We start from the raw sequence: 13,720 nt of genomic DNA, 5'->3' as shown, positions 1-13,720 counted from the left end.
CTCTCCTTCCTTGTCCGCCCGTTCCGTGCCCGGCCCGCGGCCGGAGATTAGGCGCCGTTGTTGTACAGCAGCACGCATTTCGAGCAGACCGGCGTCAAGCCGCAAGCAAGCGCCTCGCGGTGCTTCTGGTACCCGTCGCCATGAAAGACGTCCTTCAGGCTGCCGTCCCGAAGATCGGCGATCGTGAATTCCGGGAAAAACTTGCATGGATTCACCTTCCCGTTCGGCAGCACATCCATGCGGGTCGCCAAGGCCAGGCACTCGGACCGGCCCATGCCCGGCCGGTCCGTGCCCAGCACGAAGCTGCGCACCTCGTCCGGCTCCAGCGCGGGCTGGAAGCGGATGCGGTTCCTCCATACTCGCGAACGCAGCTTCTCCATCTCCGCGATCAGCGGCTCGATGTTGTCCGGGGACAGATGGTAGGTAAAGGAGTGCCAGCTCTTTTTGCCGGACTCCGCGTCCTGCCGGGCCGCCTCAAGCCAGCCGAAATGCTCCGCGAAGTAGGTGTCCATCCGCTCCGCGACTTCCTCCGGAATATACCAAGGGAAGACGAAGTAGACGGAATTGACGCCGGCCTCCTCGAAAAATTCCATAAACTCGTACAGCCGGGTGACCATGGCGTCGTTGATGGTCAGGCTGACCGACACATCCCCGCGGAATTCGCCTGCCCGCTTCCGCTCCAGCAGCAGCTCGATGGCGGACATCACCTTGCGGAAGATGCCGCGTCCGCGTATCGCATCGTTCTCCGCCTCGAAGCCTTCCAGGCTGGCGAGAAGCGTCACCCCTTCCGGAAGCTTCAACAGCGACTCCAGCTTGGGCTCGACGAGCACCGCGTTCGTGCAGATGGTCGAGATGCGCGGATCGGAGGCCAGCAGTTCGCACAGCTCGTCGAACTTGGAATACATCAAGGGCTCGCCCCCCCATAAGTACATGCGGGAACGGTAAGGCCGCGTCTCCTCGAAGATGCGCTTGATCAAGGCAAAATCGATCTCCCGCCGGGCCTCCTGGCGCTCGAACTCATGATGATATCCGTCGGGATTCCATTCGAAGCAATGCTTGCAGCGCAGATTGCAGCCGTTATTCAGCTTGATCCCGATATCGCGCGGCAGATCGAAGGCGAAGGAGCGGTCAAGCTTCCGGCCGCGGCTGGCCGCGCTCCGGTTGTGAAGCGTCTGCTTCATGGAGCGGAATTCCGCCGGGGTCAGGGTAGCGCTTGTCTTCGGTTGTGTCATGGATACATCCCTCCGTAATCGGATAGTGAAAGCGCATGTCGAAGCAGATTATGATGAAGCGTCTCCAGCGCGCTGCGCGCGAAGCCGGACGCCGCCCATCGGTCGTAGGCGATGCCGAAGCCGAGCCGTTCCCACAGCAGCGCATTGGCCCGCTCATGATCGCCGAACGGCTCCAGATAGACGAGCGGCGCCGCTGCGGACAGCGAATCGACGAGCGTGCCGCCGCCGGGCTTGCTCACGATGGCCAGGCTGCGGCGGATAGCGCCGTATAATCGCGGTCCGTCCTGGCCCCGCTTATAGATCGGCGCTTCCCCCGCCTTCCATTCCGCCATCGGCGGATAAGGCGGCTGCTCGGGCCCCGCCGGGTCCTCCGACCACGGGTGCCATGCCGGGTCGGTGAGATAGACGCGATCGCCAGGCCGCGCCGCCCCCGTCTCGTCTTGATCGTAGGCGACGAGATCAAGCGCGTACCGCTCCTGGAGCGCGGGGGCCACGCCGCGGTAGGTGCCGATGCCCCATCCCCCGCCATGGACCACAATCCGCTCGTCCCGCTCGGCATAGGGCAGGATCGGCTCATCGGACATCGCGAGCCGGTAATGCAGCAGCGGCTGCTCTCCCTCCAGCCGGAACAGCCAGTGGTGGCGGAAGCGGGGATAGGTCTCGCGATAGACGCGGTAGGAGGGCGTATCGATCGCATCGAGCCGGAGAAATTCGGCCCGGATCGTCTCGGGGTGGACGCGCCGTTCGTATTGCTCCAGAATAGGAGCCCAGAAGCCCGTCACGGACAGGAAGGTGCGGCGTTCTTCGGCTTGCCAGCGATCAAGCAGGGCATCCACCGCGCCGTCCGCGAGTGACGGGCCAATGCCGCGAACCAAGCGCGTGCCCATCAAGGCCGTGGCGAAGCTGGCATGGAACGCCTGCTTCGCCCGGACAAGCTGCTGCCGCGTCTCTTCCGGGAACAAGCGTTCCAACACCTCGAATTCCGCCGGAACGCCGCGCTTCCGCAGCCGCTCCAGCAGGCAGATGCCAGGCACGTACGCGCCAAGCGAATTGCCCGAGGTCAGGATGGTAACAGGTGAAGCGGATTGCATCGATGACACCTTCTTTTTTCCATTCATAGATGAGCCGCGCCAAGACGGTTCATTCAACTTCGACCGTTCTGATTATCCGTCCATTCTCATTCATCCATTTTCATTCGTCCGTTCTCAATAGATGCGGAAGCCGTACGCCGCCAACGCCTCGCGGAGCCGCCGGCCGATCCGCTCGCTCGCCTCCCGGCTGCCGGCGGCCAGCGAGACATACCACCGTCCGGACGACCGTCCGCCATCCGGCGCGAACAGCGTATTGGCCGACAGGGGAACAACGCCTTCCCGCCGTTCCGGCGTGAACAGCAGCCCGCTCCGATCAAGCCGGGCCAGCAGTTCGGCGAACCGCTCCGTCTGATCGCACCAAGCGCGGTCCTCCCGTTCGGACTGCTTCATGTCTCCGCCCGTCCCGGCCGAGACCTTCCACGCGTCCGGAAGCCCAAGCTGAAGGCAGGACAGGAAGCTTCTGTGTCCGCATCGCTCCCAATGCGTGCCGAGGCTGTAATTCAACAGCCCCATCGAATGCCGCGCATTGATCTCGACGACGGGATGGACGCGGCCATCGGCAAGAAGCATCGAATCGACGCATACCGGGCCGAAGTAGCCCTCCTCATACAGGCATCCCGCCAATTGTTCCATCGCCGCGAAGTACCCGGAAGCGTTCAGCCGATCGGCCAGTTCGGGCCCGGCAGCATGAGAACCGCCGTAATTATGCCCGCGGTTCACCATCTGCTGAACGCCAAGCAGCGAGACGTCCCCGTCCGCCGCAATCTGGAGATGGCAGGAGAAATCAATCTCTTTCTCCAGCCACGGCTCCAGCAAAAGCTGCACCCGCTTGCCCGCCCGCTGCTGATCCCGGATATAGCCGATCAGCCGTTCCAGCAGCGGCGCGGAATCGACCGCAAGATTGCCGCTGCCCGAGACGCCGTAGGGATCCTTCAGCACGAGCTTCCCGGCCTGCCGCAGCAGCTTCGTCCCGATGCGCATCGCCTCGTCGGCATCCTCCGCGAGATGCCCCGGCGGATTCCAGCCCAAGCGGACCGCCAGCCGGTGCGAATACGCCTTGGAATTGACCCGGGCCGCGATGTCTGCGGCGGGAACCCGATCCGCGGCGCCATAACGCCGGGCCAACGCCGCGGCGGACGGGATGGCCGCATAGACAGCCCAGGGCAACTCCTGCAGGCAGCGGAGCCACTGCTCCTGATCCGGCTGGCTTGCGATGGATTGGAAGATATCGTCTTCCCGTGATCCGGCAGCCCCGCTCCCGCCTGCCGCCGCCGTCCGGAAGCGGAAGCCAATCTCCCGCAAATAAGCCCCATGCGCCCTGTTCATGGGCTGCCGTGTGATCAGCACGCCGTCATCGCCGCAGAGCGGGAACAGCAGCTCGTCCATACATCCGGCGACCGCTCGCCCCCGAGACGCTCGAACCGCAGGCAGCTTCGCCAGATGATCGGGACGCCAATACGCTTCGGCATCGAATGTTCCGAGCACGATCCGAGGCCCGTCATAGACCGGCTTCAGCAGCGGCCGCACGGCCTCCGGCGCCGGACTACGCATGCCGCTCCGCCCCGGCATCCAACTTCCCGAGGAAGCCCAGGAACGCCCGCACGCTCTGCAAATGCTCATACTCGAACCGTTCGAAATCGATCCGCACCTTCAACTGCTCCTCCACCTTCAGCATGAAATGAATGAGCTGAAGCGAATCGAGCCCGACATCGTCAATCAGATTCGTCTCCGGCGTCAGCCGCAGCTCCCAGGCCGGCTCCTCCTTCACCTCGCTGACCAGGCGAGCCAATGTGTCGATTGCGTGCATACCACCACTCCTGTTCTCTGTAAGTCGGATCGAACATCCTTAACCAACATATGAAGCCATAACAAGGAATATTTCACTCGATTTAAATGATATCGCTTTCACTTTCATCTTTTTTCATGGCTCTGCACGCTGCCCCCCCCCTAGACTCGCACATAGCGGTTTCCCGTATTTTTCTTGTCGCTGCTATCCCCTGCCTTCGCAGTCATCGCAAAAAAACCGTCCCGCAAGGCTGCTGCTCCCTTGCAGGACGGCTCTGTCATCTCAGTCTACATATGTCCCATTTGCTCCAATACGCGGTACAGGAGGACCGCCACCTGCGCCCGGGTCGTCAGGGCGTCCCCTGCGAACCCGCCTGCGCCCATGCCTTTGACCCATCCGGTCTGGTAGGCATACGCTACGGCCGCGCGCGCTTCCGGCGACACCTGCTCCAGCGCCGTCTCGTCCATTTCCCCGGCCGGAGGTTGCGGCAGCTCCGGATGGAGCGCCGCCACGAGCAGAACAATCATCTCCTCGCGCCGCAGCGCCTCATGGGCGCCCGGCTCGCCGGACCGCCGCTTCCAATCAGGTTCCTTGCCCGTGATACGGTCCAGCAAGGTCATGAATTCGGCCTGCGTCACCGGATCGTTCGGCGCGAACCGGGTATCATTCCGGCCTGACACGACATGATGGGAAGCCAGCGCTTCAATCTTGGCCCGGCCCCAATGCTGCGCGATATCTGCAAATGTCTTTGCGTATTCCAATCCCGCATATTCGCCCGGCTGCCGCACCGGCACAGTCAGGACATGCGCGCCTTTTTTGCCCGGCTCATTGGCTATGCGCTTCGGCAGCCCGGCGTAACCCCACGATTCCGCTCCATGTCGTCCATAAATGCCGGCCGCTTGCGGATGCCGGACCAATTGTTTGTCCAGTTCCAATTCCAACAGCAGGGGCACGTTCCAAGCCTCGCTCTTCGAGCCGATGCCCGGTTCGCCCGCCTGTCCCCCCGCTCCCTGTTGCTTCCCGGCTGCCGGTTTTTGCTCCTGTGCCTGCTGTGTCCGCACCGGGGTCTTCATGCCAATGATGTCCGACACGAGCGCGGCGGTATCGCCCGAGACCAGAGCCTGGCGGGCGCCGCCCAAGCTGGAGCTTGCCTGGACGGAGAGCGTCAGCTTCAGTCCATCCCGGTCAATGAAATCCGGGATCGCTTCTGCCGGCACGGTCAATGCGAAGCGAAGTCCCTTCAGAAGCAACACCTTCCCGGACTTGGCCAGCCTTTCGGCCGAGGAGTTGACTACCTCCACGACCGTCTCCGTATACTCCTTCCATGACAATGAGGACAGATCCAGCGCAACCGGAGCGCCGGCTTCCCCTGTGTCCAGCTCTTTCTCCAGCCAATCGGAAGCAATCCGCACGCGCGCCTGCTTGCCGCCCTGGCCATCGGTCACGTACAGCGTCCCTATCAAGCGGCCATCCGCCCGAATCAGGGTCCCGGTTCGCGAAGCCGGGCTTGAGCTTGAGTTTGAAGAGGATCCCGACCCCGAAGCAGATGATGGCGGATCCGGGCGGGTTGCTGGCGGCGTCGCCATGTCCGCCCCCTTCACCTTCACGAGCGCTTCTGTCTTCAGCGCTCCATAGACAATATGGATGCGGGCCTCCCCTTCTCTCAGGGCGGCAATGCGGCCGCCCGCTTCCGCCCGGGCGACTTGAGGGTTGGAGGATGTGAAGGACAATCCTTCCGTAATCGGGACGCGCTTCACTTCGCCTGCGGCATAGACGGCCGCCGTGACGGTCAACTGAGCCGATTCCCCCGCCTTCAATGCGAGCTCCTCAGGTTGGACATGGATCGAGCGCACTTCCTCTGTCGGAGGCACATCGGATTTCCTGACCGTGACCGGCACGACAGCCTCCAGTTCGCCATAGCTTACGGTCACCTTCGTCTCGCCTGCCTGCAAGCCGGTAACCCGTCCCGCCTCATCGACCGCGGCAATGCCGGCATCCTGCGAACGGAACACCAGGCCCTTCACCAGCGGGACCGTCAATTCCTTGCCCTCGGAATAGACTGCGGCCGTGACGGTCAATTGCGAAGCTTCCCCTTCCTTCAGTGCCAATTCCGGCGGGTGGACGGCAATTGAGCGAATCTCGCCCTCCGGGATGTCCGGAGCCGGGGACACGGTGACCCGAACGGTATCTTCCAGCCCCTCATACGTTGCCTTCACCGTCGCTTCGCCTGCCGACCGCGCCGTGATCAAGCCTTCCGCATTCACTTCAATGACTTGTTCACCGTCTGCCGCGTAGGCGGACAATGCAGTGACATCGCGCTCGTTCCCGTCCTCATCCTCCGCCTTGACATGCAATTGAAGCTGTTGTCCTTCGTACAAGCGGATATCACGCGGCTCCACCGTAATCTTCGCCACCGGTTGGGCGGGATCAGGGTGCGTGATGCGCGCGCGGATCATATAGTTCCCTTGCGAGGCTGCCGCCCGTGTCCAGGTTCCGTCCTCCAGCCTCCAGGATCGGCCGTGATTGACGCCCTCTTCATCGACGGCTAGCCCCGGCACGTCAGGATAAGCGCCGTCCTGGATATAGGCGACATAGAAATCCCCGTCAACGAACGGACCATTCGAAAAAGAAAGCTCGGTCCATTCCCCGTCAAGGCTGGCCGTTCCCGCGTGCGGACCGGAGAGCAGCCCGCCCGGCTGCCCGTCGGGTCCCGATGCGTCATACAGCGCATACCGGAAGGCCGTTCCGCCCGGAACCGGCCATCCATCAGCCCAGAAGAACATGCGCGCCCCGGTCACCTGGGCCGGGCCGTCGCTTGTCATGCGCACCGCATAGCCATTGCCTGAACTATAAAAAGCTACCGCATTATCCCCCTCCCCCCGATCGTAAGCCAACTCGTCCTCTGTCCCGCGGAAAGATTTCAGCGCAATCGGGTTCGTCACCGCCCCTTCCGCACGGATCTGCTGCTCATATGGCCAATACCCGCGCGCAGAGACGAGCAGCGTGTAATCTCCAGCGTAGACCTCCAGCGTGTAGTTCCCCTGTTCATCCGCAACGGCGGTTGGCACATGCGCATCTTCCCTTACCCGTACCGCCGCCCCGGCAATCGGCTCTCCCGTCGCCTTATCGGTAATAACGCCGCTGATCGTGGAGCTTGAGAGCGGCTGCAAATGAATATTCGCCTCGGTCCGCTCCCGATCATGTATCGTCACCGTCTGTTCGGCCGTGTGATAGCCATACGCTTCCACCCGCATCGTATACGTCCCCGGCGGGTGCGTCAGCCGATAGCGGCCCGTCCCGGAATCGGTCTTCGTCGAACGGTCCGTCTCGACGATCGTAACCGTCGCCGCGGCAGGAAGGCCGGAAGAGCGTTTTCCCTTCCCGTCTGCCGTCTGAAGGGAGGCGGTCTCCTGCTTCATGCTTCTCCACGCTGACAAGCTCGGGGCTGTTGGCGCTTTCTTCGCCGCCGCTTCCCTCGAAGTCGCTTGTTCTTCCTTGCCCGCTGCTCCTGTCCCCGCTTCTTCGGCAGGCTTGGCCTCGGTCCCGGCTGGAATGAAAGTCTTGACTGGCAGCGTATCCCGCACCTGAATATCATCCAAATACCACCCGTTCGCCAGAGAGGCTCCTCCGGTCTTCAGCCGGAAGCGGATGTGCACCTTCTTGCCGGCGTATTTGCCGATGTCGATCTCATCCATATACCAAAACCTTTTGGGATGGTTCGTATTATAGGTTGGCTTCGGATAGGCCGCCAGACTTTGCCACGCAGCGCCCCCATCCTCGCTAATCTCGACATAGCCCTTATCTCCGTCCTCCAGATCATACCACTGCTGAAAGTAGAGCGACGCATGCTTTGCTCCCGTCAAATCAATTTCCGGGGAAATGATGCTTTGATTCGTATTTTTCGAGACATATCCAGCGAAGTTCGTGCCGATGACGTTCTTGCCGGAGACGGCCTGCGGCGGTCCATACTTCGGGTCGGGAACCCCATGCTCCCACTCGTTCGGCTCGCCTTCACGCGTCCAACCCCTGTCCCCGCCTTCGAAATCTTCGCCGTAAATAAGCTCCCCTCCGGTAAATGTCCAGCTCACCTCGTTCGAAGCTTCGCTAAGCACATGGCTGTATGTCCTCGCCTTGGCGATATAAAAGTATGTTCCCTGCTGCGGCAAGGGGTGGTCGGCGAAGTTGCGTCCGGTGCTCACGCCAATCTCCGCGTACGATCCGCCTGGCTCCGGCGAACGGTAGATGACGTACTCCTTCACATCGCCTTGCGGCTCCTGCTCCCATTCGAGGATAACCTTGCCCGGGGCGTTACTCCGCGCCTTCACCTTGGGAGCGTCAGGCTGGAGGTTAGTCGGTCCGATAAGCTCGATATCGTCGACATACCAACCTTCATCGCTTCCGTAGGCTCCCCGGAGATTAAAAAGAACGAAAATCCGATCTCCTTTGTACGGAGACAAATCGATGTAGTCCGTTTTCCAATCGCCGCTTTTCCCGTCAAATTGCTTCGCGAGCTCGAATTCGAATTGCTTCGACTCCCGTCCGATAAAAACCTCTGCCTTGTCCAGCAGAATCGAGTACCAGCTTCCGAGCTTGTGCCAATGCTTGAAGCTCAGTATCGTATGCTCGCTGTCCCGCAGATCGATAAGCGGCATGACGAAGTAGGCCTCTTCCGCCCCGGTGGGGTAATTGCCGTCAAGCCGGGTCGCCATCACTTTGCTTCCCGAGCCCGCCTTGCCCGGCCCGCTCGTCGGGACGCCCCATTCCCAGATGCCCGGTTCCCCGCCGAAGCCGTAGCCCTCGATGTCCGTCTCGAAGTCCTGCGCATATCCGAGCTTGACTCCCTCCGAGACTTCCACGGGCCACCAGGCGGATACCTTCTCGTTGCCTCCGAAATCCACTGCCCGAATCCGGTATTCGATTCCAGCGGTGTCCAGCATCGATGACGGGATAATGCCCTCATAGATTCCATCCCGGTAATCCCCCGACATCCGAACCATAGATATTGCAGTTCCAGCCTGTTCCCCCTTCTTCTTCACTTCCAGTTCCGCCCGGGTGACGCTGATGTCATCCATAATTCGGGCCGATATTTCCTGATCCAGCGCGTTGAACACGAGCGTCAGGGGCTGATGCTCGATGACTGGTTCTTCGTCATCCTCTCCATCCACCGTTACCGCGCCTTCAAGTTCGCCCAGACCCGCTTGCTGGGTGGAGACGGCATTCAAGGCATTCACGATGCCCGATCCATAGCCATTGTTCGGACTCTGCGGGAACGTATTGTCCGTCAACGCGATGGCCGTGTCCTTCAAAATCTTCTCGACTTCATCCACCGTCAGTGAATGGTTGGCCTGCAGCAGCAGCGCGGCTACTCCGGCCACATGCGGAGCGGCCATCGATGTCCCGTTCATGAGAGCGTAAGAGCCGCCCGGGACGGAGGAACGGATGCTAACGCCAGGCGCCGACACTTCCGGCTTCATCTGCCCGTAAGGAGACGGGCCTTGGAGCGAGAAGTCAGCCAGCCGATTGCTGCTGTTGACCGCTCCAACCGCGAACGATTCCGGATAGTTCCCCGGCGGGGTGATAGACCCCGGCCCGCCGTAATTATAAGGAGGTCTCGTATTGCCCGCCGCAAATACAGGCACGATGCCGGCAGAGCGCCATGACCGGACGATATCCTGAAAAAACTCGTTCTTCCCGGCCTGCACGTTTCCCCAGGAATTGTTGACAATATCCGGAGCCAGCTCGGGATAGGCGCGGCCCGAGTCGTCGGTCGGCGCCAATATCCATTCGCCTGCCGCCAAAATGCCTGCGTCCGTCGCCTCCCCAGCCGAGTTGAAGATGCGCGCCGCGATCCATTTCGCCTGCGGCGCGACCCCGATCGGGTTGGTGCCATCAGGCTCCGATCCGACCATCGTGCCCATCACATGCGTTCCGTGGGCGTTGCCGTCAAAAGGCAGCTTCTTCTTTTCCGGCGTGGCGTCATACCAGCTTAACTCTGGCCGATCGACCTGCCCTTGAGCATTATAGCCTCTCCATTTCCGCTTCAGCGCCGGATGATCCAGATCGACGCCCGAATCCATGTTGGCGACGACGACGCCCATGCCGTCAAAGCCTTTGTCCCACGCTTGACCCACATTCAAGTTGCGCAAATTCCAAGGCAGCTCGACTGCTGCATCGGCTCCTCCCGTCCAGTCCTGAGCCGGTTCCCCCGCTCCATCCGCCTTGGACGGCCCGGTGTCCGGTACGGCTTGCCCCTTGTCGAGCACCTCCAGCATGTATTTGCGGTTCGGGGTGATGCGCTCTACCGCGGGATGGGCTGCCAGCCGCTCCATCACCTCCCGCGTGCTGGTGACCGCGATAGCGTTAACGATATAGAAGGAGCGGTAATCCTGCACCGAGCCATTCTGGAGGCCCGCTTCCAGTTCCTCGCTGATCCCGGCCTGAGTCCGATCGGCCGTCTCCTTCAAGTCGTTCAAGACAAAGCTTCGCACGGTCAGCTTGCGCTTCGCGGATGTCTCCCCGCTCAAGGCGGAATAAGACTTGGCCAGCTTCGCGGCGGCCTCCACGTCGCTCTGCTCCCGCAGCTTCACAATATAAGTCCCTGTCCCTTCCTGCCCGAACTCGTCATAGACTTCGCCATCTACAACGGCGGGCGGCAGACGAATCCTGTTGGATTCCGCCATCTGGACCGAGTTATCGGTCTGTTCTCCCGCGTGCGCATACACTCCCGGTACGGAAGTCATGCCCATAATGAGCGCGATGACGAAAATCAGCCATCGCCGCAGCCAAGCTTTGCCTTTCACATTCCATTCCTCCTTGTCCCGATTCTATTACCTTGATGAACAAGCCCAAGAAGTTGATAGAATTGTACACAAATTGAAATATTTTGTAAATGAATTTTTATAAACCATTTATGGATCATACTCTCATTTTTGAATTCTTTCTATTTTGGAAGAAAGTATTTCCGAGCCCAATCGTCAAAAGAGCGCTTCGATCGTCACCAATCTGCAAGGCAAGGGACTGCATTCGGCATGTCCCCGTATCGAAATATGTCCTAAAATTCTGACTTGTCTTCACGCAAAATCAGCCGCTCCCTCCGTTGATTTTGGCCCTTGCTCCCTTGTTCCTCCGACCCTGCGAAGCAGGCGGCGCTGTTAGTTCCCGGCCTTTCTATCAAACATTTTCAATGATTGGCCGATATAGTAAATAACATCCTGAATCTAGCAGCTTGGAAGAACACCCGCCGTACTTCATTTTTATGGAGAAGGAGACAGACTAAGCGATGAAAATCAACAATGGGTCGCTGCTTCCCCCGAACCTGTACAACATGAGCAGTCGTGAGGGAGAAACCGGACGCGCCATGCAACTCGAAGCGGGCAAGCCTGTTGGGGCGAATTATGACACGGTTGAGATCAGTCCGGCCGGACGGAAGCTGGCGGAGGATGCGATTGTGCATCACCCGGCGGCGCAGGTATCTATGCCCTCCAAGCCGGCGGGAGCGCCCGATGATTATGTCAACATTGGCGATTTGATGAAGCGATTTGATCCGGAAGGGCACCAGCAGATGAATGAAGCTATGATGAACGGTGGCGACTGGTTCGGCATCATGCTGAAGTTCGTCCATCGCATCCCGGACAACAAGCACTGGATCAGTACGTATCTGAAGGAGGAAAAAGAGGGGATAACAGCGGCAAAAACGGCAGCGGCTTTCTCTCCTCAGCAGACGGTTCAACCTGCAACGCCAGCTGATTCGGTCTTGTCCGAGCTTCAAGCTCTGTTGAAAAAGAATCCGTTCATGCTGGACGATGAGACGGGCCGGAATGTCTTCTTGTTTGTGCGAACGCTGCAAGCGGAGACAAAATAGAACGCGGAGTTCATACGTACCTTCCCTGGAAGCTGGGGCTGTCCTATATTTTGGGTCCGAACGAGACAGCCCTGCCCTTCCCCCGCTTCTTACAGCTCAACTTGCCGGAGAAACTGTAAAAATGCAGTTTTCCTCTATGACGTTTACTCCGCTGCAGCAATTCCTGCAAAACTGCACCATTTCCAGCTTATACAGTAGTTCGAAAGCAGAAATCAGTAAAAATGATGTACTTTCGCAGGAAAACTATCAAATCATAGATAAAATAGCGCAAATTGCTGCATTTACGCAGGATTTAACTGCTAAGGGAGCAGCAGACATCCTGAAGCAACTTAAACATATCAGAAGCCGGGGCTTCCGACCCCGGCTTTCTGTCTCTCTGCCTAGTATTCATCATAGAAGCCGCTCTTGGGCAGAAGCCCATCATATCGCTACACGCGGGCTTCCACCGGGACCCGGCCGATCATATCCGCGAGCTTGACCGGCATGCCTCGCTGGAGACGGGATTCCTCCGCGGCAAAGGCGATTAAGTGGCTCTGCAAGGAGGCTGTCGCCGAGGTCAAAGCCGACGGCGACGCTTCCTCCTGATGCTCGCGCACCAGATGGAGGAAATCGGCGACCATCCGCTCGTCCCCGCCGCCATGGCCGTCGCCGGAGACGCCGCAGTGGAACTCTACCCGCTCGCCGGTGGCAAAGCGCTTCAGCGTATACGTTCCATCCTCCATATTGCCGATAATCTCGCCCTTCGTTCCCATGATGCGCACGCTCCGAACCTCTTGCTCCGCGAAGGCCGACAGCGTGAAATTGGCATTGGCTCCGTTCGCGAATTCCATGTTGACGATCTGGTGGTCGACCACATTGTTGTCGCAGCGGTAGACGCAGCGCCCGAACGGGCCTTCCTTCAAGGCGGTCATGATGCCTTCCGGCGACAGATCATGCGTAATGTAGCGCGCCCACGGGTGCTCCGGCGGCTGGTTGTACAGCTTGAGCGCCGAGAAGGGGCAGCTTCGCTCCACCTGGCAGCCGTCCGTGCAGCGGGCGGTGGAGCCTGCCGGCGCATGCTCCTCCCGGAAATGCATCAAGGATCCGTAAGAGCTGACGCTGACGCAAGGCTCATCCATCAGCCAGGAGATAATGTCGAGATCATGGCATGATTTGGCGAGAACCATCGGACTCGATTCGTCCGAGTTCCGCCAGTTGCCCCGCACGTAGCTGTGCGTCATATGGCGGTAGCCGACATATTCCGAATGCTGGATCGCCGCGATCGTGCCGACTTCTCCCGCGTCGATGCAGCGCTTGATGCCGGACCAGAACGGCGAGTACCGCAGCACATGGCTGACCGTCAGCACCCGGCGGTGAGCGAGGGCGGCCTGCTCGATGCGGATGCACTCTTCGGCCACGGGCGACATCGGCTTCTCCAGCAGGATATGGTAGCCCAATTCAAGCGCCTTCATCGCCGGCACATAGTGCAGCCGATCCAGCGTGCTAATAATCATGACATCCGCGATGCGGCCCTTCTCGAAGGCCTGCTCCCACGAACGATATACATATTCCGGCGCGATGCCATGAATCTCCGCGATGCGCTGCCGCCGCTCCTCATTCGGCTCCGCGACCGCCACGATTTTCAATTCATCCGGATGCTTCTCCGCATAGGGACCGTAAATATACCGTCCTCTGCTTCCGGCTCCAAGCAATACGGCAGTTACTGTCTTCACAAGGGTTCCTCCTCGTCATGGTGATTGCTGTGCCCTGA

General features: G+C 60.1%; 7 protein-coding genes. 1 reads left to right on the top strand and 6 read right to left on the bottom strand.

Going from position 1 to position 13,720, the window contains the following annotated elements; translation table 11 throughout:
* Positions 1-47: 47 nt before the first annotated feature.
* The 5 genes from L6439_RS04550 to L6439_RS04530 all read right to left on the bottom strand — a co-directional run bounded on the left by L6439_RS04550 (position 48) and on the right by L6439_RS04530 (position 10,909).
* Complete coding sequence (locus L6439_RS04550) at positions 48-1,232, bottom strand: radical SAM protein (RefSeq protein ID WP_168181046.1); 1,185 nt, start codon at positions 1,230-1,232, stop codon at positions 48-50.
* Positions 1,229-2,323 carry a hypothetical protein gene (locus L6439_RS04545; protein ID WP_213471082.1) on the bottom strand — a complete coding sequence of 365 codons (1,095 nt, stop codon included), beginning with the start codon at positions 2,321-2,323 and terminating at the stop codon, positions 1,229-1,231. The genes L6439_RS04550 and L6439_RS04545 overlap by 4 nt, the downstream gene beginning before the upstream one ends.
* 114 nt (positions 2,324-2,437) lie before the next feature.
* The gene (locus L6439_RS04540) at positions 2,438-3,874 is read right to left on the bottom strand and encodes a peptide ligase PGM1-related protein (protein WP_168181048.1); all 1,437 of its coding nucleotides are present in this window, start codon (positions 3,872-3,874) and stop codon (positions 2,438-2,440) included.
* Positions 3,867-4,130 carry an acyl carrier protein gene (locus L6439_RS04535; RefSeq protein WP_168181049.1) on the bottom strand — a complete coding sequence of 88 codons (264 nt, stop codon included), beginning with the start codon at positions 4,128-4,130 and terminating at the stop codon, positions 3,867-3,869. Before L6439_RS04535 ends, L6439_RS04540 begins: the two co-directional genes overlap by 8 nt.
* A gap of 266 nt (positions 4,131-4,396) precedes the next feature.
* Positions 4,397-10,909: a S8 family serine peptidase gene (locus tag L6439_RS04530; RefSeq protein WP_213471081.1), complete on the bottom strand. Its 6,513-nt coding sequence runs from the start codon at positions 10,907-10,909 to the stop codon at positions 4,397-4,399.
* 479 nt (positions 10,910-11,388) lie between these two features.
* Between L6439_RS04530 and L6439_RS04525 the strand changes: the two genes are divergently transcribed.
* Positions 11,389-11,970 (top strand): hypothetical protein, encoded by a 582-nt coding sequence (locus L6439_RS04525; RefSeq protein WP_213471080.1) that lies wholly within the window; start codon positions 11,389-11,391, stop codon positions 11,968-11,970.
* A gap of 428 nt (positions 11,971-12,398) precedes the next feature.
* On the opposite strand, the gene L6439_RS04520 is transcribed toward L6439_RS04525, so the two are convergent.
* Positions 12,399-13,682: a Gfo/Idh/MocA family protein gene (locus L6439_RS04520; RefSeq protein WP_213471079.1), complete on the bottom strand. Its 1,284-nt coding sequence runs from the start codon at positions 13,680-13,682 to the stop codon at positions 12,399-12,401.
* Positions 13,683-13,720: the final 38 nt, after the last annotated feature.

It is taken from the genome of Paenibacillus dendritiformis, from assembly GCF_021654795.1.
Lineage (GTDB): Bacteria > Bacillota > Bacilli > Paenibacillales > Paenibacillaceae > Paenibacillus_B.
The sequence above is the reverse complement of the archived record's forward strand: the minus strand, read 5'-3'. Positions and strand labels throughout refer to the sequence as shown.

Coding starts and splice junctions, on each gene's coding strand:
- L6439_RS04550 (WP_168181046.1), bottom strand. CDS start 1,232: ATGACACAACCGAAGACAAGCGCTACCCTGACCCCGGCGGAATTCCGC.
- L6439_RS04545 (WP_213471082.1), bottom strand. CDS start 2,323: ATGCAATCCGCTTCACCTGTTACCATCCTGACCTCGGGCAATTCGCTT.
- L6439_RS04540 (WP_168181048.1), bottom strand. CDS start 3,874: ATGCGTAGTCCGGCGCCGGAGGCCGTGCGGCCGCTGCTGAAGCCGGTC.
- L6439_RS04535 (WP_168181049.1), bottom strand. CDS start 4,130: ATGCACGCAATCGACACATTGGCTCGCCTGGTCAGCGAGGTGAAGGAG.
- L6439_RS04525 (WP_213471080.1), top strand. CDS start 11,389: ATGAAAATCAACAATGGGTCGCTGCTTCCCCCGAACCTGTACAACATG.